21 protein-coding genes, 1 pseudogene and 1 riboswitch are annotated in these 24,874 nt (G+C 73.2%); of the genes and pseudogenes, 15 read left to right on the plus strand and 7 right to left on the minus strand.

The genetic code is table 11. The features are described from left to right. Nucleotides 1-164: 164 nt before the first annotated feature. Nucleotides 165-415, plus strand: a riboswitch (cobalamin riboswitch). A 33-nt stretch (nucleotides 416-448) separates the two neighbouring features. The 8 genes from DEW08_RS00425 (at nucleotide 449) to cobJ (ending at nucleotide 9,473) form a co-directional block, all read left to right on the plus strand. Further along, nucleotides 449-631 carry a CbtB domain-containing protein gene (locus DEW08_RS00425; RefSeq protein ID WP_109323598.1) on the plus strand — a complete coding sequence of 61 codons (183 nt, stop codon included), beginning with the start codon at nucleotides 449-451 and terminating at the stop codon, nucleotides 629-631. 10 nt (nucleotides 632-641) lie between these two features. Next, nucleotides 642-1,412: a CbtA family protein gene (locus DEW08_RS00430; RefSeq protein WP_109323599.1), complete on the plus strand. Its 771-nt coding sequence runs from the start codon at nucleotides 642-644 to the stop codon at nucleotides 1,410-1,412. Between the two features lie 4 nt (nucleotides 1,413-1,416). After that, entirely contained in the window at nucleotides 1,417-2,454 is a 1,038-nt protein-coding gene (gene cobW, locus DEW08_RS00435) for a cobalamin biosynthesis protein CobW (protein ID WP_181449410.1), read from the plus strand. Nucleotides 2,455-2,584: 130 nt separating this feature from the next. Then, nucleotides 2,585-5,977, plus strand: a complete 3,393-nt coding sequence (gene cobN / locus DEW08_RS00440) for a cobaltochelatase subunit CobN (protein ID WP_109325214.1) — start codon at nucleotides 2,585-2,587, stop codon at nucleotides 5,975-5,977. An 83-nt stretch (nucleotides 5,978-6,060) separates the two neighbouring features. Next, complete coding sequence (cobG, locus tag DEW08_RS00445) at nucleotides 6,061-7,287, plus strand: precorrin-3B synthase (protein ID WP_245986036.1); 1,227 nt, start codon at nucleotides 6,061-6,063, stop codon at nucleotides 7,285-7,287. Next, nucleotides 7,280-7,918, plus strand: a complete 639-nt coding sequence (locus DEW08_RS00450; protein ID WP_109323602.1) for a precorrin-8X methylmutase — start codon at nucleotides 7,280-7,282, stop codon at nucleotides 7,916-7,918. The genes cobG and DEW08_RS00450 overlap by 8 nt, the downstream gene beginning before the upstream one ends. Beyond that, nucleotides 7,915-8,703 (plus strand): precorrin-2 C(20)-methyltransferase, encoded by a 789-nt coding sequence (locus tag DEW08_RS00455; protein WP_109323603.1) that lies wholly within the window; start codon nucleotides 7,915-7,917, stop codon nucleotides 8,701-8,703. Before DEW08_RS00450 ends, DEW08_RS00455 begins: the two co-directional genes overlap by 4 nt. Then, nucleotides 8,700-9,473 carry a precorrin-3B C(17)-methyltransferase gene (gene cobJ, locus DEW08_RS00460; RefSeq protein ID WP_109323604.1) on the plus strand — a complete coding sequence of 258 codons (774 nt, stop codon included), beginning with the start codon at nucleotides 8,700-8,702 and terminating at the stop codon, nucleotides 9,471-9,473. The genes DEW08_RS00455 and cobJ overlap by 4 nt, the downstream gene beginning before the upstream one ends. 31 nt (nucleotides 9,474-9,504) lie before the next feature. On the opposite strand, the gene DEW08_RS00465 is transcribed toward cobJ, so the two are convergent. Then, nucleotides 9,505-10,242 (minus strand): cobalt-precorrin-6A reductase, encoded by a 738-nt coding sequence (locus DEW08_RS00465; protein ID WP_109323605.1) that lies wholly within the window; start codon nucleotides 10,240-10,242, stop codon nucleotides 9,505-9,507. A 43-nt stretch (nucleotides 10,243-10,285) separates the two neighbouring features. On the opposite strand from DEW08_RS00465, the gene cbiE reads away from it, so the two are divergent. The 3 genes from cbiE to cobM are packed head-to-tail and all read left to right on the plus strand — an operon-like array spanning nucleotide 10,286 to nucleotide 12,671. After that, complete coding sequence (gene cbiE, locus DEW08_RS00470; protein WP_109323606.1) at nucleotides 10,286-11,512, plus strand: precorrin-6y C5,15-methyltransferase (decarboxylating) subunit CbiE; 1,227 nt, start codon at nucleotides 10,286-10,288, stop codon at nucleotides 11,510-11,512. Further along, the gene (locus DEW08_RS00475; protein ID WP_245986037.1) at nucleotides 11,509-11,913 is read left to right on the plus strand and encodes a cobalamin biosynthesis protein; all 405 of its coding nucleotides are present in this window, start codon (nucleotides 11,509-11,511) and stop codon (nucleotides 11,911-11,913) included. Before cbiE ends, DEW08_RS00475 begins: the two co-directional genes overlap by 4 nt. After that, nucleotides 11,910-12,671: a precorrin-4 C(11)-methyltransferase gene (cobM, locus tag DEW08_RS00480; RefSeq protein WP_109323608.1), complete on the plus strand. Its 762-nt coding sequence runs from the start codon at nucleotides 11,910-11,912 to the stop codon at nucleotides 12,669-12,671. Before DEW08_RS00475 ends, cobM begins: the two co-directional genes overlap by 4 nt. A 17-nt stretch (nucleotides 12,672-12,688) precedes the next feature. Here the strand turns inward: cobM and DEW08_RS00485 are convergent, their stop codons facing one another. Continuing rightward, nucleotides 12,689-13,837: a cobalt-precorrin-5B (C(1))-methyltransferase gene (locus DEW08_RS00485; RefSeq protein ID WP_109323610.1), complete on the minus strand. Its 1,149-nt coding sequence runs from the start codon at nucleotides 13,835-13,837 to the stop codon at nucleotides 12,689-12,691. On the opposite strand from DEW08_RS00485, the gene cobA reads away from it, so the two are divergent. The 4 genes and pseudogenes from cobA (at nucleotide 13,836) to DEW08_RS00505 (ending at nucleotide 18,999) form a co-directional block, all read left to right on the plus strand. Then, entirely contained in the window at nucleotides 13,836-14,639 is an 804-nt protein-coding gene (gene cobA / locus DEW08_RS00490; protein WP_109323611.1) for a uroporphyrinogen-III C-methyltransferase, read from the plus strand. The genes DEW08_RS00485 and cobA overlap by 2 nt on opposite strands. Then, nucleotides 14,632-15,959: pseudogene (locus DEW08_RS00495) on the plus strand (cobyrinic acid a,c-diamide synthase CobB). The gene cobA and the pseudogene DEW08_RS00495 overlap by 8 nt, the downstream one beginning before the upstream one ends. Continuing rightward, the gene (bluB, locus tag DEW08_RS00500; protein ID WP_109323612.1) at nucleotides 15,956-16,618 is read left to right on the plus strand and encodes a 5,6-dimethylbenzimidazole synthase; all 663 of its coding nucleotides are present in this window, start codon (nucleotides 15,956-15,958) and stop codon (nucleotides 16,616-16,618) included. Before DEW08_RS00495 ends, bluB begins: the two are co-directional and overlap by 4 nt. A gap of 350 nt (nucleotides 16,619-16,968) precedes the next feature. Beyond that, a complete protein-coding gene (locus tag DEW08_RS00505; RefSeq protein ID WP_109323613.1) occupies nucleotides 16,969-18,999 on the plus strand; it encodes a putative bifunctional diguanylate cyclase/phosphodiesterase in 2,031 nt (676 codons plus the stop codon). 4 nt (nucleotides 19,000-19,003) lie between these two features. Here the strand turns inward: DEW08_RS00505 and DEW08_RS00510 are convergent, their stop codons facing one another. From DEW08_RS00510 to DEW08_RS00530, 5 genes are all read right to left on the minus strand, one after another. Next, nucleotides 19,004-19,261 (minus strand): hypothetical protein, encoded by a 258-nt coding sequence (locus tag DEW08_RS00510; RefSeq protein ID WP_146214600.1) that lies wholly within the window; start codon nucleotides 19,259-19,261, stop codon nucleotides 19,004-19,006. A gap of 127 nt (nucleotides 19,262-19,388) precedes the next feature. After that, nucleotides 19,389-22,283: a DNA polymerase I gene (gene polA / locus DEW08_RS00515; protein ID WP_109323616.1), complete on the minus strand. Its 2,895-nt coding sequence runs from the start codon at nucleotides 22,281-22,283 to the stop codon at nucleotides 19,389-19,391. Between the two features lie 334 nt (nucleotides 22,284-22,617). After that, on the minus strand, nucleotides 22,618-23,340 hold the full coding sequence (locus DEW08_RS00520; RefSeq protein ID WP_146214601.1) for a hypothetical protein: 723 nt from the start codon (nucleotides 23,338-23,340) through the stop codon (nucleotides 22,618-22,620). Next, nucleotides 23,271-23,597: a helix-turn-helix domain-containing protein gene (locus DEW08_RS00525; RefSeq protein ID WP_168220215.1), complete on the minus strand. Its 327-nt coding sequence runs from the start codon at nucleotides 23,595-23,597 to the stop codon at nucleotides 23,271-23,273. The genes DEW08_RS00520 and DEW08_RS00525 overlap by 70 nt, the downstream gene beginning before the upstream one ends. After that, nucleotides 23,594-24,775: a type II toxin-antitoxin system HipA family toxin gene (locus DEW08_RS00530; RefSeq protein ID WP_109323619.1), complete on the minus strand. Its 1,182-nt coding sequence runs from the start codon at nucleotides 24,773-24,775 to the stop codon at nucleotides 23,594-23,596. The genes DEW08_RS00525 and DEW08_RS00530 overlap by 4 nt, the downstream gene beginning before the upstream one ends. Between the last annotated feature and the right edge of the window lie 99 nt (nucleotides 24,776-24,874).

Here is a 24,874-nt window from a genome sequence, read left to right on the forward strand (position 1 = left end):
GCCGGCTCCTCTCGTATACAAATCATCAAGTGTCTTGAGTGTCGGTTTCCCGGACACTCTGTCTTGCCAACATGACACCATACGCCACCGTCGGCGCAAGCCCCGCGTGGACCGGCGCCGGCCCGCCGGCCGGATTCCCGGCTTGCCAAACCGGCCACGTCCTGCAATTGTGCCGGACCGATGGTGCCTCGCCGCCCGAATGGGGGGCGGGGGTAAAAGGGAATGCGGTCCGGGTCCGGCGACGGTCCCAAAGCCGCGGCTGCCCCCGCAACTGTGTGCGGCGAGCTCTCCCTTCGCGACGCCGGCGGCCCGACGGGCCGATCGGCAGCCACTGGCCCGGAACCGGGCCGGGAAGGCAGCGAGGGAGGAGCGACGACCCGCGAGCCAGGAAACCTGCCATCGCCACCGTGCAACCACCAGCTCCCGCCGGGTGTGGCGGGAAGGGACCATGACCATGCTGAATTCCGCCATCCGTTCCGGCGCCGCCTCTTCCGTCCAGACCGTCGCCGCAGCCTTCGGCGCCTTCCTGCTGGGCGCCTTCATCCTGTTCGGCGTCGGCTTCGCGCAGCCGCAGGCGATCCACGACGCCGCCCACGACGGCCGTCACTCCTTCGCCTTCCCCTGCCACTGAGCGTCTCTCCATGACGCTGTTCCGGCGGCTCTTCGTAGCCGCCCTGGTCGCGGGCGTGCTCTCCGGCACGGCCGCGTCCGTCGTTCAGCGCGTGACGACCGTCCCGCTGATCCTCGAAGCCGAACGCTACGAGGTGGTGACCACCTCCCCCCCCGTGGCCCCGACCCAGTTGACCCCGGCCGCCCCGGCGCATGCCGGCCATGACGGCGCGGGACATGCCGCCCATCCGGCCCCCGTGCGCGAGCTGGGCGAGGCCGTGCCCGAGACGGCGGAGGAGGCGTTCCAGCGCCTGTGGCTGACGGTGGCGACCAACCTGCTGGTCGGCATCGGCTATGCCCTGCTGGTCGCCGGCGCCATGCTGCTGGTCCGGGCCCCGGTGGATGCCCGCCGCGGGCTGGTCTGGGGCCTCGGCGGCTTCATCGCCTTCGCGCTCGCTCCCGCCACCGGCCTGCCGCCCGAGCTGCCGGGCATGGGCGGGGCGGAGCTGGAGGCGCGCCAGATCTGGTGGCTCGCCGCTGCCTTCTGCGCCACTGCCGGCCTGTTCGCCGTCGCCTTCGCCCGCAACCGGCTGGTGGTGGCCGCCGGCGTGGTCGTCGCCGCCCTGCCGCATCTGGTCGGCGCCCCCCATCCCGAGAGTGCGGCCGGCGCCGTCCCGCCGGAGATGGCGGCGCGCTTCGCCGTGCTGTCGCTGGGCACCGCCGCCCTGTTCTGGGCCCTGCTGGGCAGCGCCTGCGGGGCCATGATGCAGCGGGTGCTCGGCCGCCCGGACGAGGAGGCGTGAGGCCATGGCGATGCTGTCGAAGACACCCGCCACCATCGTCACCGGCTTCCTCGGCGCCGGCAAGACGACGCTGATCCGCAGCCTGCTGGAGCGGGCCGGCGGGCGGCGCCTCGCGCTGATCATCAACGAGTTCGGCGACGTCGGCATCGACGGCGAGATCCTGCGGGCCTGCGGCAACCCGACCTGCACCGAGGACGACGTGATCGAGCTGGCGAACGGCTGCCTGTGCTGCACCGTCGCCGATGATTTCGTCCCGGCGATCGAGAAGCTGCTGGCCCGCCCGCAGCCGCCCGAGCACATCATCATCGAGACGAGCGGCCTCGCCCTGCCGAAGCCGCTGGTCCAGGCCTTCCACTGGCCGGCGATCAAGTCGCGGGTGACGGTGGACGGGGTGGTGGCGGTGGTCGACGCCGCCGCCGCGGCGGAGGGGCGCTTCGCCCCCGATCCGGCGGCGCTGGCGGCGCAGAAGGCGGAGTCCGGCACGGTCGACCACGAGACGCCGATCGAAGAGGTGTTCGAGGACCAGCTCCTCTGCGCCGACCTGATCGTGGTCAACAAGACCGACCTCGTGGCCGCCGCCGACCTCGCCCGCGTCGAGGACCTGATCCGCGGCGCGCTGAACCGGGACGCCAAGCTGCTGCGCGCGGCCAACGGCTCGGTCGATCCGCTCGTCCTGCTGGGGGTCGGCGGCGCGGTGGAGGACGACCTCGCCAACCGCCCGAGCCACCATGACGACGAGGAGGGGCACGACCACGACGACTTCACCAGCTTCGTGGTCGAGCTGCCGGCCCAGCCCGACCCGGCGGCGCTGACCCGCCTGCTGGAGGAGGTCGCCGGGGTCCACGGCGTGCTGCGGCTGAAGGGCTTCATCGACGTGCCCGGCAAGCCGATGCGGCTGCTGGTCCAGGGTGTCGGCACCCGCATCCAGACCCATTACGACCGCCTGTGGAAGCCGGACGAGCCGCGCCGCAGCCGCCTCGTGGTGATCGGCGAGACCGGCCTCGACCGCGAGGCCGTGACCCGCGCGGTCGGCGGGGTGTAGAAAGCGGCGTCAGGCGGAGGGCATCCGCCGAGCGCCGGGTGAGGACGGCTGCGGGGACCGATGATGGTCCCCGCAGCCCCTCGCCCTCCTTCTCCCGGGGCGGGAGAGGGGAAGTTTGGACCGTTTCGACATGCATCTGCTCGCCGCCCGCCAGGACGACCTCGACGCCGGCCCCCAGGCCATCGACCTGGGGCAGACGCCGGCCGACCTGATCGTCCTGTCCTTTTCCGACAGCGACCTGACGGCGCTGGCCGCCGCCTGGCGCGCCGGGCGGGAGCGGCTGCCGTCGCTGCGGCTGGCGAACCTCGCCAAGCTCGGCCATCCCCTGTCGGTCGACCTCTATGTCGAGCAGGTGGTGGTCCGGGCGAAGCTGGTGATCCTGCGGCTGCTCGGCGGTCCCGGCTACTGGCGCTACGGCCTCGACCGCATGGCGGAGGCCTGCCGCGCCGCCGGTGTGGCGCTCGCCGTGCTGCCGGGGGAGGCGCAGCCCGATCCCGCCCTCGACGGCTACGGCACCGTCCCGGCGGAGGCGGCGCAGCGGCTGTGGCGCTTCTTCACCGAGGGCGGTCCGGACAACATGGCGGGCCTGCTCGGCTATGCCGCCACGCTGGCCGGCCGCCCCGCCCCATGGAGCGAGCCCGCCCCGGTCCCGCGCTTCGGCGCCTATGAGGGCTGGCACGCCGAGTCGCCTGCAGGCGCGCCGGCCGCGCCCGTGGTGTTCTACCGCTCCCACCTGCTGGCCGGCGACCTGGAGCCGGTGCATGCGCTGTGCGACGCCCTGGCCGCCCGCGGTCTCGCCCCCCTGCCGCTCTTCGTGGCGAGCCTGAAGGAGCCGGACTGCGCCGCCTGGATGCGCGCGACGCTGACCGCCCGCCGGGCGGCGGTGGTGCTGAACGCCACCGGCTTCTCCGCGGCGCGCGAGGACGGCTCGCCGCTGGAGGCCAACGGCACACCCGTCCTGCAGGTGATCCTCTCGACCACGCCGGAACCGGCATGGCGTGCCTCCGCCCGCGGCCTCGGCCCGTCCGACCTCGCGATGAACGTGGTGCTGCCGGAGATGGACGGCCGCATCCTGACCCGTGCGATCGCCTTCAAGGCGGAGGGGGAGCCCGATCCCGACCTGCAGTTCGCCGCCACCCTGATCCGCCCGATCCCCGACCGGGTGGCCGTCGCGGCGGATCTTGCCGCCGCCTGGGTGCGGCTGGCGCGGACGCCGCGGGCGGAGCGGCGGGTGGCGCTGGTGCTGTCGGACTATCCCGGCCCCGGCGGCGGCATCGGCCATGCCGTGGGGCTGGACACCCCGGCGAGCACCGTCGGGATCCTGGACAGGCTGTCCGCCGCCGGCTACGCGCTGGACGGCCTGCCGGCGGACGGCAAGGCGCTGATGGACGCCCTGACCGGACCCGCCGTCATCGCGCTGCCGCTGGAGGAGTACCGCCGGCTCGCCCCGGCCGAGGCGCTCGCCCGCATCAACGAAGCCTGGGGCACGCCGGAAGCCGATCCGCTGGTGGCGGACGGCGCCTTCCGGCTGCGCATCCTGCGCTGCGGCAACGCGGTGGTGGCGGTGCAGCCCAGCCGCGGCCACGGCCCGCTGACGACGGCGCAGCACCATGATCCCGACACGCCGCCCAGCCACGGCTACCTCGCCTTCCATCTCTGGCTGCGCCACCGCTTCGCGGCGCAGGCCCTGGTGCAGATCGGCGCGCACGGCACGCTGGAATGGCTGCCGGGCAAGGCGGTGGCGCTGTCCGCCGCCTGCTGGCCTGAGATCGTCTGCGGCCCGCTGCCGGTCCTCTACCCCTTCATCGTCAACAACCCCGGCGAGGGGGTGCAGGCCCGCCGCCGTCTGGGCGCCGTGCTGATCGGCCACCTGACGCCGCCGCCGGTCGAGGCCGGGCTGCACGGCGATCTCGCCCGGCTGGAGCAGGCGATCGACGAGTATTCCATGGCGACCGGCCTCGACCCGCGCCGGCTCGGCATGCTGCGCGAAACGATTCTCGACCTCGCCTGGCGGTCCGGCGTCGCCGCCGACTGCAACCTGCGGCCCGACGACGATCCCGACGCCATCCTCAGCCGCCTCGACGCCCATCTCTGCGACATCAAGGAGATGCAGATCCGCGACGGCCTCCATGTCTTCGGCACCACGCCGGAGCCCGAACGCCGCGACCGGCTGCTGGCCGCCGTCGCCCGGCACAGGGAGGCGGACGCGGTCGCCCCGGCGCTGGACGCCTGCGGCGCGGCGGAGATGCGGGCGCTGCTCGACGGGCTCGACGGCCGCTTCGTGCCGCCCGGCCCCGGCGGTTCCCCGGCGCGCGGCCGGGCGGACACGCTGCCGACGGGGCGCAACCTCTATGCGCTCGACCCGCGCGGGGTGCCGACGCCGACCGCCTGGACGCTCGGCTGGCAGGCCGCCGACGCGCTGATCGCCCGCTACCTGCAGGACCATGGCGACTGGCCGAAGCGGCTGGTGGTCGATTGCTGGGGCACGCCGGCCATGCGCACCGGCGGCGACGAGCTGGCCCAGGCGATGGCGCTGCTCGGCGTGCGGCCGCTGTGGGAGAACGGCTCCGGCCGCGTCACCGGCTACGAGATCATGCCGGCCGGCGTGCTGGGCCGGCCGCGGGTCGACGTGACGCTGCGCATCTCCGGCCTGTTCCGCGACGTCTTCCCGCAGCAGATCGCCCTGTTCGACCAGGCGGTGCGTGCCGTCGCCGGGCTGGACGAGGCGGCGGACGTCAACCCGCTGGCGGATGCCGCACGGGCCGACGCCGCGGCGCTGCGGGCCGGCGGCACCGCGGCGGAGCAGGCGCTGCGGCTGGCCACCGCCCGCATCTTCGGTTCCGCCCCCGGCGTCTACGGCACCGCCCTGTCCGGCATGATCGCGCGGGGCGACTGGAGTTCGCGGGCCGATTTCGGCGCCGCCTATCTGGAGGGGAGCTGCCACGCCTACGGCCGCGACCTGGAGGGCGTGCCCCTGCCGGCCCTGTTCCGCCGCCGTGTCGGCGGGGCCGACGCGCTGGTCCATCACCAGGACCAGCGGGAGCATGACGTGCTCTCCACCGACGGCTTCATGCAGTATGAGGGCGGCTTCGCCGCCGCCGCGGCGCTGGAGAGCAGCGACCCGTCGCTCTACCACCTCGACAGCGCGGAGCCCGACAAGCTCACCGTGCGCACGCTGGACGAGGAGATCGCCCGCACCCTGCGCGGCCGGGCGGCCAACCCGCGCTGGATCCAGGGGATGATGCGCCACGGCTACCGCGGCGCCGCCGAGCTGGCGGCCAGCGTCGACACGCTGTTCGCCTTCGCCGCCACCACGCTGGCGGTCCGGCCGCACCATTTCGACCAGCTTTTCGACGCCTATGTCGAGGACGAGGCGGTCTGGGACTTTTTGACCACTGCCAATCCGGCGGCGGCCCGGCACATCCTGCGCCGCATGGCGGACGCCCTCGACCGCGGCCTGTGGCACCCCCGCCGCAACGCCACGGGCGAGGAGCTGCGCCGCCGTCTGGAGAAGGCCGTCTGATGACCTCCCCCCGCACCACCCCACGGAGCGCCCCACGGAGCGCGCCCCGCCGCCGCGGCAGTTGCCCCGGGGTGCTGGCCCCCATGGCGGTGGGTGACGGGTTCCTGGTGCGGGTGCGTGTCCCGGCGGGCGTGCTGCCGGCGGACAAGGCGCGGGCCATCGCGGAGCTTGGCGGCCGCTACGGCAGCGGCCTGATCGACCTCAGCCAGCGCGCCAACCTGCAGCTCCGCGGCGTGGCGGAAACGGATCTGCCGGCGCTGACCGAGGGGCTGCGGATGCTCGGCTACGTCTCCGCCGACGCGGCGAGCGAGGGCGTACGCAACGTCATGGCCTCCCCCGCCGCGGGGCTGGATGGAACGGAGGTGCTGGACGTACGCCCGTACGTGCTGGCGCTCGACGACCGTCTGGCGGCGGACAGGGACCTTCACCGCCTGCCGGCCAAGTTCGGCTGGCTGGTCTGCGGCGGCGGCCGCCTGCCGCTGGCCGGCAGCCGTACGGACGTACGCTTCGACGCGGTGGCGACGGAGTTCGGCCCCTGCTTCCGCGTGGCTCTGGGCGGTACGCTGACCGACGCCGTGCCGCTCGGCCTCTGCCGCCCGGCGGATCTGGTGGAGGTTGCCGCGGCACTCGGCCGGGCCTTCCTCGCGCTGCGCGCCGAACTGCCCGAGCCGCCGCGCCGCATGGCCGGGCTGGTCGCGGCGGTGGGGGCGGAGAAGATCGCGGCGGCGCTGCCGATGCGCCTGCTCCCCCTTCCGGCCGGGGAGGGGGTCGCCGGCCCGGCAGCCTTTCCCGATCCGGGGGCCGCGGATGACCGCTGGCTGCCGGCCGCCTTCCCCTTCGGCCGGCTCACCTGCGCCACGCTGGCCGCCCTCGCCGAACTGGCGGAGGAGCTGCGGCTGACCCCCTGGCGGGGGGTCCTGCTCGTCCGGCCGCGGGCGGGAGCGGCGGAGGCGGCGCGCAGGCTGGGCGCCATCCTCGACCCGGCCGACCCGCGGCTTAAGGTCACGGCCTGCAGCGGGATCACCGGCTGCGACGTCGGCACCACCGACACCCACGCCGACGGCGTCGCCATCGCGGAACGCGCAGGCCTCTTGCTGGCGGCGGCGCGGATGGTGCATGTCTCCGGCTGCGCCAAGGGATGCGCCCATCCCGGCGTCGCCGATGTCACCCTGACGGCGCGCGAGGGGGTGTATGACCTCGCCCTGGCGGCAGCGCCGGGCGCGCCGCCAAGGCTGGCCGGCCTGTCACCGGCCGACGCGGTGGCGGCGGTGGCCGATCTGACTATCGAGGAGGTTTTGTCCGGTGCCTGAGCCGCTCTACGACTACATCCGCGACGGAGCGGCCATCTACCGCCTGTCCTTCGCCACCATCCGGGCGGAGGCCGACCTGTCCGCCCTGCCCGAGGACCTGAAGCCGGTGGCGGTGCGCGTCATCCACGCCTGCGGCATGGTGGACGCGGCGCAGGACCTGCTGTTCTCCCCCGATGTCGGAACCGCGGCGCGCCAGGCCCTGCGCGGCGGCGCGCCGATCCTCTGCGACAGCGAGATGGTCGCCCACGGCGTCACCCGCGCCCGGCTGCCGGCCGACAATGACGTGGTCTGCACGCTGCGCGACCCGGCGGTCCCCGGCCTCGCCCGCGAGGTGGACAACACCCGCTCGGCGGCGGCGCTGGAGCTGTGGCGCGACCGGCTCGCCGGCTCGGTGGTCGCCATCGGCAACGCCCCGACGGCCCTGTTCCGCCTGCTGGAGATGATCCGCGACGGCGCCGCCCGGCCGGCCGCCATCCTGGGCTTCCCCGTCGGCTTCGTAGGGGCGGCCGAGAGCAAGGAGGCGCTGGCCGGGAATCCGTTCGGCATTCCCTATCTGGCGATCCGCGGCCGGCGCGGCGGAAGCGCCATGGCCGCCGCGGCCGTCAACGCGCTGGCGAGCGACGTCGAATGAACAACAGCTTCTCTCCCCGGACGGGCTCTCCCCAGGCCGGTTCTCAACAGGTCGGTTCTCAACAGGTCGGCCGGCTCTACGGCGTCGGCGTCGGCCCCGGCGACCCGGAGCTGATGACCGTCAAGGCGATCCGCACCATCGCCGCCTGCCCCGTCGTCGCCTATTTCTGCAAGCGCGGCACCAAGGGCCATGCCCGCCGCATCGCCTCGGACGCCATCACGGCGGAGCATGAAGAGCTGCCGATGGTCTATCCGGTGACGGTGGAGCTGCCGCCCGACCATCCCGACTATGGCCGCCAGATCGAGGCCTTCTTCGACGAGTCCGCCGAGCGGATCGCGGTCCATCTCGCCGCCGGCCGCTCCGTCGCCGCGCTGAACGAGGGGGATCCGTTCTTCTACGGCTCCTTCATGCACCTGTTCCTGCGGCTCGCCTCGCGCTTCCCGACCGAGGTGATCCCCGGCGTCACCTCCATGGTGTCGAGCGCCTCGCTGCTGCCGCGCCCGCTGATGCTGCGCGACGACGTGCTGTCGGTGATCCCCGGCACGCTGGACGAGGAGTCGCTGGTCCGCACGCTGCGCCACACCGATGCCGCGGTGGTGATGAAGCTGGGCCAGAACCTGCCGAAGGTCCGCCGGGCCATCGCCGCCGCCGGCCTCGCCGACCGCGCCTGGTACGTCGAGCGGGCGAGCATGGCGGAGCAGCGGGTGCTGCCCTTCGCCGAGGCGCCGGACACCGCCCCCTATTTCTCGCAGATCGTCATTCCCGGCGAGGGGAAGCGCGGATGACCGACCACGCTGCCGCAGGCTGGCTGAAGGTCGTCGGGCTCGGCCCCGGCACCGAGGACTGGCTGACGCCGGAGGCCAGCCGCGACCTTGCCGGGGCCACCGACCTCATCGGCTACAAGCCCTATGTGGACCGGGTGCCGCCGGGCCCGCAGGAGCGCCACGCCTCCGACAACCGGGTGGAGCTGGACCGGGCACGCCATGCCCTGTCGCTCGCCGCCGCCGGCCGGCGGGTCGCCGTGGTGTCGGGGGGCGATCCCGGCATCTTCGCCATGGCCGCCGCGGTGTTCGAGGCGCTGGACGATCCCGCCGCCCCGGCGGAGTGGCATCGCGTGCCCCTGTCGGTCGATCCCGGCATCTCCGCCATGCAGGCCGCCGCGGCGCGGGCCGGGGCGCCGCTGGGCCACGATTTCTGCGCCATCTCGCTGTCCGACAACCTGAAGCCCTGGGAGGTGGTGCTGAAGCGCCTGCGTCTGGCGGCGGAGGCGGACTTCGTCATCGCGCTCTACAACCCGATCTCGCGCGCCCGGCCCTGGCAGCTCGGCGCCGCCTTCGACGCCCTGCGCGACATCCGCACGCCGGAGACGCCGGTGATCCTGGCCCAGGCGGTCGGCCGGCCGGACGAGGCGCTGACCGTCACCAGCCTCGGCGCCGTCGATCCGGCGCAGGCCGACATGCGCACGCTGGCGCTGATCGGCGCCTCCCACACCCGCCTCGTCCCGCGCGTGGGCGCGCAGCCGTGGGTCTACACCCCGCGCAGCTACAAGGGGTGAGGCGATGGGGGCCGGGATGACGGGCCGGGACTCACAGCCCCTCCAGCCACGCCAGCGCCGCCGCCGGGTCGTGCAGCTCCGGCACGCCGTTGCCGGGGGGACGCTCCACCATCACCACCGGCAGCCCCAGCCGGCGGGCGGCCTCCAGCTTGGCGTCGGTGGCGTGGCCGCCGCTGTTCTTGCTGACCAGCACGTCGATGCTGTGCCCGCGCAGCAGGGCAAGCTCGCCGTCGAGCGTGAAGGGGCCGCGGTCGAGGATCAGGGTGGCGCGCGGCAGGTCCGGCATCGGCTCCGGCGGGTCGACCGCGCGGATCAGGTAGCGCTTGTCGGGCACCGCCTCGAAGGGGGCGAGCTCCTGCCGGCCGATGGTCAGGAAGACGCCCTCGCCCAGCCCGCGCAGCGCCGCGGCCGCCGCGGCCATGTCGGGAACCGGCACCCAGCGGTCGCCCGGTCCCGGCCGCCAGGGCGCCCGCGTCAGGACGATCAGCGGAACGCCGGTGGCGGCGCAGGCCGCCGCCGCGTTGGCCGACATCCGGTCGGCGAAGGGATGGGTGGCGTCGATCACCGCGCCGATGCCCTCGCGCGCCAGGAAGGCCGCCAGCCCCTCCGGTCCGCCGAAGCCGCCGATGCGGGTGGGCAGCGGGGGAAGCACCGGGTTCTTCGTCCGGCCGGCCAGCGAGACCAGGGCGTCGATCGCCGGATGCCCCGCCAGCAGGCGGGCCAGCGCCGTCGCCTCCGTCGTGCCGCCCAGGACCAGTGCCTTCACCATCGCCATTCCTCCCCCTTCGCCCCCTCCCCCTCCGGAGCGCGCCATGGATAGCACATCGCCCGGCCGCTGGCTCTCCATCGTCGGCATCGGCGAGGACGGGTGGGACGGGTTGTCGCCCGCCGCCCGGGCGCTCGTTACGCAGGCGGAGCGGCTGATCGGCGGCGCCCGCCACCTGTCGCTCGTGCCGGAGCGGCCGGGGCAGCAGCGCGAGTCCTGGCCGTCGCCCCTGTCCGACGCCTTCCCCGCCCTGCTGGAGCGGCGCGGCCGGCCGGTCTGCGTGCTGGCGAGCGGCGATCCCTCCTGGTACGGCATCGGCGCCACCCTGTCCCGGCTGGTCGCGGCGGAGGAGATGCGGGTGATCCCCGCCCCCTCGGCCTTCAGCCTCGCCGCCGCGCGGCTGGGCTGGGCGCTGCAGGAAACGGTCTGCCTGACCGTGCATGGCCGGCCGCTGGATCTCGTCGTTCCGCATCTGCAACCGGGTGCGCGCCTGCTGATCCTGTCGTGGGACGGAACGACCCCGTCCAGGCTGGCCACCCTGCTGTGCCGCCGCGGCTTCGCCGCGTCCCGCCTGACGGTGCTGGAGGCGATGGGCGGCCCGCGGGAGCGGCGCAGCGACGGGACGGCCGCCGGCATGGCCGCCGCCGACCGGATGGCCGACCTCAACACCATCGCGCTGGAGTGCGTCGCCGAGCCCGGCGCCCGCGTCCTGCCGCTCGCCCCCGGCCTGCCCGACGAGTGGTTCGAGCATGACGGCCAGATCACCAAGCGCGAGATGCGCGCCGTCACCCTCTCCTTCCTGGCGCCGCGCCGGGGCGAGCTGCTGTGGGACGTCGGCGCCGGCTCCGGCTCCATCGGGATCGAATGGATGCTGTGCGATCCCGCCAACCGCGCCGTGGCGGTCGAGCATCACGAGGAACGCGCCGCCCGCATCCTGGCGAACGCGGCGGCCTTCGGCGTGCCGGGGCTGGAGCTGGCGCGCGGCAAGGCGCCCGATGCGCTGGCGGGACTGCCGGCGCCCGATGCGGTCTTCATCGGCGGCGGCCTGACCGCGGCGGGCGTGCTCGACGCCTGCTGGGAGGCGCTGAAGCCCGGCGGTCGTCTCGTCGCCAACGCCGTGACGCTGGAGACCGAGGCGGTGCTGATCGAGGCGCACTGGCGGCTGGGCGGCACGCTGTCGCAGATCGCCGTCAGCCGGGTCGGCGCGGTCGGCGGTTTCCGCGGCTGGCGCCCGTTGATGCCGGTGACCCTGTGGCAGGTGGAAAAGCCATGATGGCCGCCGGGATCTTTGCCGGGATCGGCTGCCGGACCGGGTGCGGGGGCGAGGAGATCGCCGGGCTGCTGACCGCCTGCCTGGACGAGGCCGCGGTGCCCGCCGAGGCCCGTGCCGCCGTCCGCATGGCCGCACCGGACCGCAAGCGGACCGAGGCCGGCATCGCCGAGGCGGCCGGCCGCCTCGGCCTCGCCCTGGTCTTCGTTCCGCAGGCGGAGCTGGCGGCGGTGCAGGACCGGGTGGCGACCCGCTCCGCCGCCGTCCGGACTGCCGTCGGCCTCGACTCGGTGGCGGAGGCGGCGGCGCTGGCCGCGGCCGGGCCGGGCTCCCGCCTTCTTTTGCCGCGCCGCGCCACCGCGCGGGCGACCTGTGCGCTTGCCATTTCGGGGGACATGCCATGACCGTCCATTTCATCGGTGCCGGACCGGGCGCCCCGGACCTGCTGACGATCCGCGGGCGGGACCTGATCGCCGCCTGCCCGGTCTGCCTCTATGCCGGATCGCTGGTGCCGAAGGAGATCCTGTCCTATGCCCCGCCGGGCGCCCGGGTGGTCGACACCGCGCCCATGACGCTGGAGCAGATCGTCGCTGAATTCGAAACGGCGCACGCCGCGGGGCAGGACGTGGCGCGCCTGCACTCCGGCGACCTGTCGGTCTACAGCGCGCTCGGCGAGCAGACCCGCGCCCTGCGCGAGCGCGGCATCCCCTACACCATCACCCCTGGCGTTCCGGCCTTCGCGGCGGCGGCGGCGGCGCTGGGGCGCGAGCTGACCCTGCCGGAGGTCAGCCAGACGCTGATCCTGACACGGACGGAGGGACGCGCCTCGGCCATGCCGGCCAACGAGACGCTGGAGGTGCTGGGCGCCTCGGGCGCCACGCTGGCGATCCACCTGTCGATCCACGCCATCGACCGGGTGGTGGAGCGGCTCACTCCGCTCTATGGTGCCGATTGCCCCGCCGCCGTGGTCTACCGCGCGAGCTGGCCGGACGAACGGGTGCTGACCGGCACGCTCGGCGGCATCGCGGCCCGGGTGGCGGCGTCGCCGATGGAGCGCACCGCGCTGATCCTGGTCGGCAGGACGCTGGAGCGGGAGGATTTCCGATGCAGCGCGCTCTACGACGGCTCGCACGTCCGGCGCTACCGGGGGCTGGGGGAGTGACCTCGGCCGGCGCGGCCTCACCAGCCGGGGGCCCGGCCGACGACGGCCCCCTGCCGGTCGGTCACCAGCACCTCGACCGCCACCGGGGCATCCTCCAGCACCGCGAGCGCCGCTTCGCGGGCGAGCGCCGCGACGCGGTCGGCAAGCGGCAGGCCGGCGGCCCGCGCCATGTCCAGCACCTGGGCGGCGGTGTTGGCGGTGCGCGCCTCCGCCACCAGGGCGGGATCGGCGCCCAGCTCGGCCAGCCGCCCGGCCAGCCAGTCGAGATCGACGCTGTTGCGCTTGGAATGCAGGTCCATCAGGCCGCGCGCCAGCTTGCCGAACTTGGCGAAGCCGCCGCACAGGGTCAGCCGCGGCAGCGGGTGGCGGCGCAGGTACTTCAGCGTGCCGCCGACGAAATCGCCCATGTCGATCAGCGCATGGTCGGGCAGGCCGTAGCGCGCGACCACCGCCTTTTCCGACCGGTCGCCGGTGCAGGCCGCGACATGGCCGAGCCCGGCGGCGCGCGCCACGTCGATGCCCCGCTGGATGGAGGCGATCCAGGCGGCGCAGGAATAGGGAACGACGATCCCCGTGGTGCCGAGGATCGACAGGCCGCCGACGATGCCCAGCCGGCCGTTCATCGTGCGGCGGGCCAGCGCCTCGCCATTGTCCACCGACACCTCGACCACCAGGTCGGCGGGCTGGCCGGCGGCGGCGGCGGCATCCTCCACCGCCTGGCGGATCATGCCGCGCGGGACCGGGTTGATCGCCGGCTCGCCGACCGGCAGCGGCAGTCCGGGCCGCGTCACCGTGCCGACGCCGGGGCCGGCGCGGAACAGCACCCCCCGGCCGGGCGCGGCGCGCCACACCCGGCTGCGGATCAGCGCGCCGTGGGTGACATCCGGATCGTCCCCGGCATCCTTCACCACGCCGGCCTCCGCCCAGGGGCCGTCGGCGCCCTGCCCCGTCCGCGTGACGGCCAGCGCGAAGGCCGGCTGCTGGCCGCCCGGCAGGGTCACCGTGACCGGATCGGGGAAACCGCCGGTGAACAGGGCCTCGGCCGCCGCCCGCGCGGCGGCGGCGGCACAGGCTCCGGTCGTCCAGCCCCGCCGCAGCGCCCGCCCGGACTCGTCCGTGCCCCGACCGCTCCCGCCTTCCGCTTCCGTCGTTGAGTCCCGTTCCATGCTGACCGAGCCGTTGCCCGACTCCCTCCTCGTCCCCTTCGCCCCCGGCAGCGTCTGGCTGGCGGGCGCCGGCCCCGGCGATCCGGGACTGCTCACGCTCCTGGCCCTGCAAGGTCTACGGCAAGCCGACGTCATCGTCCATGACGCGCTGGTCGGCGACCGGATCCTGGCACTCGCCGCGCCCGCGGCAAGGCTGGAGTTCGCCGGGAAGCGCGGCGGCCGCCCCTCCGCCCACCAGGACGACATCACCAGCCGCCTGATCGAGCTGGCCCGCGAAGGCCATCGCGTGCTGCGGCTGAAGGGCGGCGACCCCTTCGTCTTCGGCCGCGGCGGCGAGGAGGCGGAGGCGCTGGCCGAGGCCGGCATCCCCTTCCGCATCGTCCCCGGCATCACCTCCGGCCTCGCCGGGCCGGCCTATGCCGGAATCCCGGCGACCCACCGATCGACCAACCAGGCGGTCGTGCTGGCGACCGGCCATTCCAACAACGGCGGGCCGGACTGGAAGGCGCTGGCCGCCACCGGCGTGCCGCTCATCCTCTATATGGCATGGAAGGCCCTGCCGGACATCGCCGCCGCCCTGCGGGAGGGCGGGCTTTCCCCCGACACCCCGGTCGCCGTGGTGACGGAGGCGACGACCGAGCGGCAGGACACCCTCGTCACCACGCTCGGCACCTGCGTCGCCGACCTGGAGGCGAGCGGGCTGGAGCCGCCGGCCATCATCGTGGTCGGCGAGATGGTGCGGCTGCGGCCGCAGCTCGACTGGCTGCAGGGCCAGCGCGCCGGGCAGGTGCCCCATGGCTGAGCAGGCGCCGCGCGGGCTCGTCATCGGCGCCCCGGCCTCCGGCACCGGCAAGACGACGGTCACGCTCGGCCTGCTGACGGCGCTGCGCGAGCGCGGCGTCCGGGTGGCGGCGGTGAAGTCCGGGCCGGACTATATCGACCCCGCCTTCCATCAGGCGGCGACCGGACGGCCGAGCGTCAACCTCGACAACTGGGCGATGGGGCCGGATCTGCTGGACGGGCTGGCCTGGAAGGCCGGGCGGGACGCCGACCTCGTGGTCTGCGAGGCGCTGATGGGCCTGTTCGACGGCGTCGCCGGCGTCGGCGCCACCGGCACCGGCTCGACGGGGAGCTGGCGGCGCGCACCGGCTGGCCGGTCCTGCTGGTGGTGAACGCCAAGGGCCAGTCGCAGTCGGCCGCGGCATTGGTCAAGGGCTTCGCCACCTACCGGGAGGAGGTGCGGATCGGCGGCGTGATCCTGAACAATGTCGGCAGCCCGCGCCACACCGCGCTGGCCGGCACCGCCATCCGGGAGCTCGGCATTCCCGTGCTGGGCGCCCTGCCGCGCGATCCCGGGCTGGTTCTGCCGGAGCGCCACCTCGGCCTCGTCCAGGCCGGCGAGACGGAGGGGCTGGCGGAGCGGCTGGCCGCGTTGGGCCGCTTCATCGCCGACCATGTCGATGTCGAGGCGGTGGCGGCGCTGGCGGTACCGTCGCGCGCCGGGCGCGGCAGCGACCGGCCGGCGCTGCGCCCCCTCGGCCAGCGCATCGCCGTCGCCCGCGACGCCGCCTTCACCTTCGCCTACCCCCACCTGCTGGAAGGCTGGCGCAGCGCCGGAGCCGAGATCGCCTTTTTCTCGCCCCTGGCGGACGAGGGGCCGCCGGAGGAGTGCGACGCCGTCTATCTGCCCGGCGGCTATCCGGAGCTGCACGCCGCCCGCCTGTCGGCCGCCGCCCGCTTCCGCGCCGGCCTGACCGCCGCCGCGCGGTCGAAGCCGGTCTATGGCGAGTGCGGCGGCTATATGGTGATGGGGGAGACGCTGGAGGACGCGGCGGGCGTCACCCACCCGATGCTCGGTCTGCTCGGGGTGCGCACCTCCTTCGCCAAGCGGCGGCTGCATCTCGGCTACCGGCGGGCGGTGCTGCTGGCGGACGGGCCGCTCGGCCGCCGCGGCGGCGTCCTGATGGGGCACGAGTTCCATTACGCCTCCACCCTGTCGCGCGGCACCGACGAGGCGCTGGTCACCGCCACCGCGGCGGACGGCGGCGACCTCGGCCCGCTGGGCGGGCGGCGGGGGCTGGCGCTGGGCTCCTTCTTCCACATCATCGCGGAGGGATCATGAGCGACGCCTTCACCGCGGCGGAGCGCGAGGCGCTCTACAAGGCGATCTTCTCGCGCCGCGACGTGCGCGGCCAGTTCCTTCCCGACCCCGTGCCGGAGGAGATCCTGCACCGCATCCTGGAGGCGGCGCACCACGCCCCCTCCGTCGGCTTCATGCAGCCCTGGAACTTCATCGTCGTCACCGACCCGGCGGTGAAGGCGGCGGTCCATGCCGACTTCCAGGCGGCCAACGAGGAGGCCGCGGCGATGTTCGAGGGGGAGCGGCGGACGCTCTACAGCCGGCTGAAGCTGGAGGGCATCCGCGACGCCCCGATCAACCTCTGCATCACCTGCGACCGCGAGCGGTCGGGGCCGGTGGTGCTCGGCCGCACCCACATGCCGACCATGGATCTCTATTCCTGCGTCTGCGCCGTGCAGAACCTGTGGCTGGCGGCGCGGGCGGAGGGGCTGGGAGTCGGCTGGGTCAGCATCCTGCACGAGCAGGCGCTGAAGACGACGCTCGGCATTCCCGGGCGGATCGTGCCGGTCGCCTATCTCTGCCTCGGCTATGTCAGCCATTTCGAGGCGGGTCCGGAGCTGGAGAGCAAGGGCTGGCGCCGCCGGCTGCCGCTGGAGTCGCTGGTCTTCCGCGACCGCTGGGAGGATCGCGAGCCGGGCTGAGCGAACCGGGTTCGCCAGGGCGAGGGGGGTGAAAAAAAAGGCCGCGCAACAGCGCGACCTTTCAGTTTAGGGAGGAAACGCCCCGAGAATGGGCAAGCCCAAGATATGCTGCGGCGCACCCAAACTGGTATTACCAATCCTGAATGGGGGCTATGCGCCCAGCGCATAGGACAAATGTTACGCATGCAGCATACGCGTAACCGGAGCCTGCACTCTGTTTCAAAACTTTCATAGTTCCGACTCTCCGATGTCACGTATGCCCGAATAAATGGGCTCTCTCCCGCAATCGTTCGGCTGCGGGTTGTGGAGCCTGCCCGGAAGCCCGGCGCCCGTGATGAAGGACCGATGCGATGACACCCCGCGCCCTGCGCAGCCTGACGCTGAAGCAGACCCTCTGTGCGCTCGCGGCCGCCTTCGGAGTCGGATTCGCCATCACGGCGGCGGAAGTGTCCTGGACCGTCATGCGGGAGCGGACGGAGGCGCTGGAACGCGCGGCGGAGGTCGCGGCCCTGGCCCAGGCGCCGGCCGCCGTCGCCGCCTATTCGTCCGACGGGGAGCTGGGGCAGCGGGTGCTGGACGGCGTCATGGGCGCACGCATCGTGCGCTGGGCGACCATCGACCTCGGCCGCGGCCGGACGCTGGTCGAACGCTCGCGCCCCCGCGAGCAGGAGACGCTGCCGGAACGGCTGGCCGCCTCCCTGCTGTTCGGCGGGCAGCCGGTGGTGGAGCGCCCGCTTCCTGTCCTCAGCGACCGGCGGGAGACGGCGGGGGTGCTGCGCATCGGCATCGACACCCGGACGGCGGCCGAAGACCTCCTCGGCTATGCGGCGACGGCGCTGCTGGCCGACCTGCTGCGCAACCTGCTGATCGGGCTGGCGGTGGCGCTGGCATTGCACCGTCTGCTGGCCCGCCCGCTGGCGCAGATCGGCCGGGACGTCGCGCGCATCGATCCGGCCCGGCCGGAGGATGCGGCGATCGCCGTGCCGGCCGGCCATGAGGACGACGAGATCGGGCTGATGGTCGGCCAGTTCAACCGCAAGCTTTCCCAGCTCCACCGGGAGCAGGGGGAGCTGCAGCGGCTGGCGACCAGCGACCTGCTGACTGGTCTGGCCAATCGGACGCTGCTGATCGACCGGCTGACCCATGCGATCGAGCTGGCCTGCCGGTCGAAGCACCGGCTGGCCGTGCTGAGCGTCGGGCTCGACCGCTTCAAGCAGGTCAACGACAGCCTGGGCTACGGGGTCGGCGACGGGCTGCTGCGGCTCGCCGCCCAGCGCCTGAACGAGAGCGTGCGGCGCTGCGACAGCGTCGGCCGCTTCGGCGGCGACGAGTTCCTGGTGATCCTGGAGCGGGTGCAGGACGCGGCGGAGGCCGCGGCGGTGGCGGAACGGCTGCTGGCGGCCCTGTCGGCCCCGGCCCTGGTGGAGGGGCACCGCATCCATGTGGCGGCCAGCGTCGGCATCGCGCTGCACCCCGACGACGCGACGGACGGCCCCTCGCTGGTCCGGATGGCGGAGGCCGCCATGCATGCCGCCAAGGCCGACGGCGGCGGGCGCTTCGTCTTCTACACCGGCGACCTGACCGAGCGGGCGATGGCCCGGCTGCGGCTGGAGGCCAGCCTGCGCGAGGCGGTCGCGTCCGGCGCCTTCGAGCTGTTCTACCAGCCCAAGATCAGTGCGGCGACCGGTACGCTGACCGGCTTCGAGGCGCTGGTGCGCTGGCGCCACGAGGGGGCGCTGGTGCCGCCCTCCGACTTCATCCCGGTGGCCGAGGACACCGGGCTGATCCTGGAGATCGGCGCCTGGGTGATGGACGAGGCCTGCCGCACCGCCGCCCGCTGGGCGCGGGACCATGCGCCGGTTCCGGTCGCCGTCAACGTCTCGGCCCGCCAGCTCGCCGACGCCGGCTTCGCCGCGATGGTGGAGGAGGCGCTGCGCCGCAACGGCACCCGGCCCGAGCTGCTGGAGGTGGAGATCACCGAGACGGTCATCATGAAGGACGTCCGCCACCACCTGCCGGTGCTGAGCCGGCTGCGGGCGCTGGGGGTGCGGATCGCCATCGACGATTTCGGCACCGGCTATTCCTCGCTGGCCTACCTGCGCCAGCTTCCCGTCGACGTGCTGAAGATCGACCGCAGCTTCGTGTCGGACCTGCCGCACGCGCCGGACATCGCCTCCACCGTCATCGCGCTGGCCCAGCGGCTGTTCCTGTCGACGGTGGCCGAGGGGGTGGAGACCGAGGAGCAGCACCGCTGGCTGGCCGATGCGGGCTGCGACTGCGTCCAGGGCTTCCTGATCTCCCGCCCGGTCCCGGCGGACGCGGCGGAGGCCATGGTGCTGGCATCCGCCGCCAGATCGGGCGAGCTTGCCCTGACGGCCTGAGGCCTTACGCCTCGCCCGCCGGACGGTCGAGACGGAAGGGCAGGATCTCGCCGCCGACCCGGCTGGCGGCGGCGAACACCGCCTCGCACTGGCGGTTGAAGGCTTCGAGCTGGCGCTGGGCTGCCCGGTGCTGCTCCATCATGCGGGCCATCTCGCCGGCCGCCTCGTCCTCCTGCAGGAAGGGGAGGTCGGCGGCGTCGAGCGCGGCGCGGGTCGGGGTCCGCTTGGGGGAGGAGTGCGGGAAGGTCAGGATGACGGCCATGGGGTCCTCCACCAATCGGTTCCTTCAATCGATGGGCCCATTGAAACCCATCCGGAGTACCAACGCTAGGGTTAATGAAGCGTTAACAGCCGTTCGGCCGTGACAATCCTGGGACGCGGGGCGGGCGTCAGTGCGCCTCGTCCCAGTTGTCGCCGATCCCGGCATCGGCCACCAGCGGCACGCCGAGGCTGGCCGCCCCCTCCATGACCCGGCGAACCAGGGCGGCGGCCTCCTCCGCCTGCCCCTCCGGCACCTCGAACAGCAGTTCGTCATGCACCTGCAGCAGCATGCGGGCGCCCGATCCGGCCTCCTCCAGGGCCTTCGGCACGCGGGCCATGGCGCGCTTCATGATGTCGGCGGCGGTGCCCTGGATCGGGGCATTGATCGCCTGACGCTCGGCGAAGCCGCGGCGGGCCGGGTTCTTGTCCTGGATCCCCGGCATGTAGCAGCGCCGGCCGAACAGGGTGGTGACGTAGCCGTGCTGGCGGGCGAAGGCCTTGGTCGCCTCCATCCAGGCCTTCAGCTCGTGGAAGCGCTCCAGATAGGCCTTGATGAAGGCGTTCGCCTCTCCCGGCGGAATGCCGAGCTGCCGGCCGAGCCCGAAGCCGCTGATGCCGTAGATGATCCCGAAATTGATCGCCTTGGCCTTGCGCCGGATGTCCGAGGTCATCTTGTCGAGCGGGATGCCGAAGACCTGGCTGGCGGTGGCGGCGTGAATGTCCAGCCCCTCGTGGAAGGCCTGCTTCAGGGCGGCGATGTTGGCCATCTCCGCCACCAGCCGCAGCTCGATCTGCGAGTAGTCGACGCTCAGCAGCTTGTGGCCGGGGGCCGCGACGAAGGCGCGGCGGATCTTGCGCCCCTCCTCGGTGCGGACCGGGATGTTCTGCAGGTTCGGGTCGGTCGAGGACAGGCGGCCGGTGTTGGTCGCCGCCAGCGCGAAGGCGGTGTGGACGCGGCCGGTCGCCGGGTCGATCTTCTCCTGCAGCGCGTCGGTGTAGGTGCTCTTCAGCTTGGCGAGCTGCCGCCAGTCGAGCACGCGCTGCGCGATGGTGTGGCCCTGCTCCGCCAGCTCCTCCAGCACGCTGGAGTCGGTGGAATAGGCGCCGGTCTTGCTCTTCTTGCCGGCGCCGAGCTTCAGCACGTCGAACAGCACCTCGCCGAGCTGCTTGGGCGAGCCGATGTTGAAGCTCTGCCCGGCAAGGGCGTGGACGTCCTTCTCGATCTCGGCCAGCCGCACCGACAGATCCTGCGACAGCCGGGCGAGCGCCGCCTGATCGACGCGCACGCCGCAGCGCTCCATGTCCGCCACCACCGGCACCAGCGGCCGGTCGAGCGTCTCGTAGATGGTCACCATCCGCTCGTCGACCAGCCGCGGCTTCAGCAGGGTCCACAGGCGCAGCGTGATGTCGGCGTCCTCCGCCGCATAGGCCAGCGCCTTGTCGAGCGGCACCCGGTCGAAGGTGATCTGCGACTTGCCGCTGCCGCAGACCTCCTTGAAGGGGATCGGCGTGTAGGCGAGGTGGAGTTCCGCCAGCTCGTCCATGCCGTGGCCGTGGCTGCCGCCCTCCAGCACGTAGGAGATCAGCATGCTGTCGTCGAGCGGCGCCACCCGGACGCCGCGGGCGGAGAAGAGCTGGTGATCGAACTTGAAGTTGTGGCCGACCTTCAGGACCGCCGGGTCCTCCAGCACCTCCTTGAGGATGGCGAGCGCCTCGTCGGCCGGGATCTGCTTCGGCGCCTCGGCCGCGCTGAAGTCGAGCAGCCCGTCGGCCGCCGCCCCCTCCGCCCGGTGCGCCAGCGGCACGTAGCAGGCGAGCCCCGGCTCGGTCGCCAGCGAGATGCCGACCAGCGTCGCGGTGGCGGGGGTCAGCGAATCGGTCTCGGTATCGACGGCCAGCACGCCGGTCTCGCGCGCCCGCTCCACCCAGCGCCGCAGGGCCTCGGCGTCCTGCACCAGCTCGTACCGCTTCTCGACCGCATGGAGGCTGTGGCTGCGCACGCGCGGCGCGGCCTCCCCCGAAGCCTGCGGCGCGGCGGGGGCCGCGGCCGGGGCGCCGGCGGCCGGCGCGGCCGAGGGAGCCGCCGCGTCGGCGATGCTGCCGTCCTTCGCCATTTCCGCCTGGACCCGCGCCACGATGGTGCGGAAGCCCTGCGCCTTCAGGAAGTCGACCAGCTTCTGGTGGTCGGGCTCGCGCACCCGCAGCTCGTCCAGCGGCTTGGGCAGCGGCGCGTTGTCGTCCAGCAGGACCAGCCGGCGGGACACCCGCGCCTGCTCGGCGAAGTCGATCAGCTTCTGCCGGCGGGCCGGCTGCTTGATCTCGCCGGCGCGGGCGAGCAGCGATTCGAGGTCGCCGAATTCGGTGATGAGCTGGGCGGCGGTCTTGATGCCGATGCCCGGCACGCCCGGCACATTGTCGACGCTGTCGCCGGCCAGCGCCTGGACGTCCACCACCTTTTCCGGCGGGACGCCGAACTTCTCCACCACCTCGTCCGGCCCGATCATCCTGTTCTTCATCGGGTCCATCATGCGCACGCCCGGCCGGACGAGCTGCATCAGGTCCTTGTCGGAGGAGACGATGGTGACATCGCGCCCGGCCTCGCGGGCCAGGCGGGCGTAGGTGGCGATCAGGTCGTCGGCCTCATAGCCCTCCATCTCCAGGCAGGGCAGGCAGAAGGCCTCCGTCGCCTCGCGGATCAGGGAGAACTGGGGCTTCAGCTCCTCCGGCGGCTCCGGGCGGTGGGCCTTGTATTCGGGATAGAAGTCGTTGCGGAAGTTCAGCCGCTTGCTGTCGAACACCACGGCCACCGCCTCGGCCTTCAGGTCGGCCAGCAGCTTCAGCAGCATGTTCGAGAAGCCCAGCACCGCGTTCACCGGCGTGCCGTCCGGCCGGGTCAGCATCGGCAGGGCATGGAAGGCCCGGAAGATGAAGCCCGACCCGTCGACCAGATAGAGGCTGCTGCCATCCCCCGAGGGGGCGGCGGCCGGAGAGACGGGGGAGGCGGCGGTGCTGGTATCGGTCATGGCGCGATCTCGTTCCCTCTTGGGCCGCTACCATGGCCGAAGGCGGCACGGGAGTCGAGGGGCGGCGGCAACCGGACCGCCCCGTGCCCCGGCGGGCCGGGCTGGGCGCATTGTGCAGCGACACGATTCCGCACAATGGGTGCGGGCGGGTCTTTCGTATTTCAAATCAACCGGTTAAGCGGTTCCATACGTGTACGGCCGTTGTGCAGCGGCCGCACAACCGGTCCGGCAGGCGCAGGGCGCCGCCGGAGGCAGGGGCCGGGGATCGGGGCCGACTCGGGGTGGTGATGGAGGCAGGATACCGGGGAGAGGGACGGCCGGCAAGACACGGTTCCTACGGCCGCTTCCGGCCCTCCATCTCCTGCACCTCCCGCTCGACGAGGGCGCGGTCCAGGACATAGCCGTCGAAGCGGCCGTAGAGCGGCGCCAGAAGCTGGTGGACCAGTCCGGGCAGGTCCTCCGCGATCCGGGCCGGCGTGGCGCGGACGGCGAGGTGGGCTTCCGGCAGGCGGCTGCGGTGGACGCCGACGACCAGCCCGCGGTCCGCCGGCTTCGCCCAACTGACGAGGTCGCGGCCCTCCAGCCCGGTGTAGCGGAGGCGCAGGTTGATCCCGGCATCCTCGGCCGCCCCCATCGCGCGGGCGAACCCCGCGGCATGGGCGAGCAGCTCGCCGGCCCGCCAGATCGGCAGGATCACGTCGAAGACGCGGCCGGGCTGCAGCGTCCCCGACCCGTCCTCCTGATAGCCGGACTGCAGATAGAGCCGCCCGTCCGTCGAGGCGCGCCAGTAGTCGCTCAGCCCGGCATCGGTGAAAAGCCGGTTGGCATCCGGGTTGCCGAGCCAGCAGGCCACGCCATCCTCGTCGCACACCGGCGCAAGGGCCGGAGCGGTCGGAATCCGGAAGGGCGGCCAGCCGGTGTAGCGCACCACCGATCGTTCCAGGATATCGAGCAGCCGCCTCGGCGACGGCCGTCCGGTAATGCCGGTCACTTCGGTATCGACGCTGTAATGGCCGAGCGGGTGGCGCGACGGGTGGTCCGGCGGCAGCCTGGCCACCAGTGCCTCCCACCGCTGCCGGCAGGCGGCCAGGAAGGCGTCCTGGGCGAGTCGCCGCCCTCCGCGACCAGACCGACCACGCGCAGGATGGCCAGCGCGCGGCCGAGCGAGAGGGTGGTGTCGCCCTGGTCGAAGGCGATCAGCGTGGTCCGGCCGACGCCGGCAAGGGCGGCATGCTGCGCCTGGGTCAGCCCCTCCTCCTTGCGGCGGCGGATGGTTTCGGCGACCAGGGCCGGCCAGTCGAGCGGCTGGATCATTCCTCGAACAGTCGGCTGCATGCGTTTTCCACGATTTCGGCGTAACGATGGAGGAAGCCGTCCTCAGGCTCGGCGTCCGGCGGTTGGATGGCCGTGCTGCGCCGGATGCGGTCGCGAAGCTGCCGCAGGGCCAGACGGGCGGCGGCGGCGGGAAGGCCGATGGCCTCCGCGAAGGCGAGGATCCGCCTGCGGTCGATCCGGTCGGTCGGGATGCGGTCGCCGCCCAGGGCCAGCGCGAACTCGGTCTTGTAGGCGCCGCGGTAGACCAGCGTGTTCAGCAGGTCGTAGGCCGGCGACAGCCGCAGCCCGTCCGGCGTCTCCAGAAGCGAGAAGTTCTTCAGATGCGCGTCGGCATTGCCGATCAGCACGCAGAACACGACGCAGCGGAAGAACTGGTCGAGGTCGATCAGCGGTCGGGCCGAGTGCTGCCGGATGGCGGCGGCAATCTCCTCGTAGCTCCCGGCATATTTTCCGCCGAAATCGCGGCCCTGCGGACGGGCGAGGATCTGGGCGAAATCCTCCAGCCGGAGCTTCGCCCCCGTCGCCGTGCGGTCGAAGCGCGTCACGATCAGCGCCGGCTCGTCCAGGCCGGCGACGAAGCCCCTGTCGAAGGCGGTGACCTGCTTCGCCCCCAGCACATCCCGCGCCAGCCGCAGCGACAGCAGCTCGTTGCGGACCAGCGTGGGCTCCGACTGGCCGTTGTATTTGGCGATGTGGGTGGCCGGGCCGTCGGCCTCCGCCGGGAGGTAGCGGTCGCCGTCGTGATAGGCCAGGAGCTTCTTCTGGACGCCGGACACGGTGCGCCCGCCCACCGTCGCCGCCCTGGTCTCTGCGTCACCCCCCCAGCCGGACGGCGTGATCGGTTGCACCGGACGGATGCCGATGGCGCCGATGCAGTCCCGCCCGTAGCGCAGAAGAAGGCCGAAATCGTCCTCCTCCTCCACCCGGCCGGCCCGCGCCTGCTTCTCGCGAAGCCAACCCTCCGGCCCCAGATGCTGGAAGACCGGATGCAGGCCGGCCGGCCAGCCATGCTCGCGTGTCGCGACCGGCAGGGCGCAGGCAATCGTTTCCGTGACGTCCGGCCCGTAGACGAAGCGCGTTCCACCGTCCGGAGTCTCTAAGAGCACCCCGACCGGCCGGTCCTTGAACAGGATCTCCGCGCTGCGTTCCGCCGCCATGGTCGCCTTTACCGGACAAGACTGCCCCGCCAAGCAAGAAGGAGGGCCAGAAGTCCAATATAGCGACCACCGGCATTCGATAACAAGGGGAAGTCCGTT

Source organism: Azospirillum thermophilum, from assembly GCF_003130795.1.
GTDB lineage: Bacteria > Pseudomonadota > Alphaproteobacteria > Azospirillales > Azospirillaceae > Azospirillum > Azospirillum thermophilum.

Bases quoted from the DNA above. Each gene is read 5' to 3' on its own strand.
- DEW08_RS00485 (WP_109323610.1), bottom strand. From the start codon at position 13,837: ATGGAACGGGACTCAACGACGGAAGCGGAAGGCGGGAGCGGTCGGGGC.
- DEW08_RS00465 (WP_109323605.1), bottom strand. From the start codon at position 10,242: ATGGTGAAGGCACTGGTCCTGGGCGGCACGACGGAGGCGACGGCGCTG.
- cobM (WP_109323608.1), top strand. From the start codon at position 11,910: ATGACCGTCCATTTCATCGGTGCCGGACCGGGCGCCCCGGACCTGCTG.
- DEW08_RS00525 (WP_168220215.1), bottom strand. From the start codon at position 23,597: ATGATCCAGCCGCTCGACTGGCCGGCCCTGGTCGCCGAAACCATCCGC.
- DEW08_RS00530 (WP_109323619.1), bottom strand. From the start codon at position 24,775: ATGGCGGCGGAACGCAGCGCGGAGATCCTGTTCAAGGACCGGCCGGTC.
- DEW08_RS00510 (WP_146214600.1), bottom strand. From the start codon at position 19,261: ATGGCCGTCATCCTGACCTTCCCGCACTCCTCCCCCAAGCGGACCCCG.
- bluB (WP_109323612.1), top strand. From the start codon at position 15,956: ATGAGCGACGCCTTCACCGCGGCGGAGCGCGAGGCGCTCTACAAGGCG.
- DEW08_RS00475 (WP_245986037.1), top strand. From the start codon at position 11,509: ATGATGGCCGCCGGGATCTTTGCCGGGATCGGCTGCCGGACCGGGTGC.
- cbiE (WP_109323606.1), top strand. From the start codon at position 10,286: ATGGATAGCACATCGCCCGGCCGCTGGCTCTCCATCGTCGGCATCGGC.
- DEW08_RS00430 (WP_109323599.1), top strand. From the start codon at position 642: ATGACGCTGTTCCGGCGGCTCTTCGTAGCCGCCCTGGTCGCGGGCGTG.
- cobA (WP_109323611.1), top strand. From the start codon at position 13,836: ATGCTGACCGAGCCGTTGCCCGACTCCCTCCTCGTCCCCTTCGCCCCC.
- polA (WP_109323616.1), bottom strand. From the start codon at position 22,283: ATGACCGATACCAGCACCGCCGCCTCCCCCGTCTCTCCGGCCGCCGCC.
- cobG (WP_245986036.1), top strand. From the start codon at position 6,061: ATGGCGGTGGGTGACGGGTTCCTGGTGCGGGTGCGTGTCCCGGCGGGC.
- DEW08_RS00505 (WP_109323613.1), top strand. From the start codon at position 16,969: ATGACACCCCGCGCCCTGCGCAGCCTGACGCTGAAGCAGACCCTCTGT.
- DEW08_RS00425 (WP_109323598.1), top strand. From the start codon at position 449: ATGACCATGCTGAATTCCGCCATCCGTTCCGGCGCCGCCTCTTCCGTC.
- cobN (WP_109325214.1), top strand. From the start codon at position 2,585: ATGCATCTGCTCGCCGCCCGCCAGGACGACCTCGACGCCGGCCCCCAG.
- DEW08_RS00455 (WP_109323603.1), top strand. From the start codon at position 7,915: ATGAACAACAGCTTCTCTCCCCGGACGGGCTCTCCCCAGGCCGGTTCT.
- cobJ (WP_109323604.1), top strand. From the start codon at position 8,700: ATGACCGACCACGCTGCCGCAGGCTGGCTGAAGGTCGTCGGGCTCGGC.
- cobW (WP_181449410.1), top strand. From the start codon at position 1,417: ATGGCGATGCTGTCGAAGACACCCGCCACCATCGTCACCGGCTTCCTC.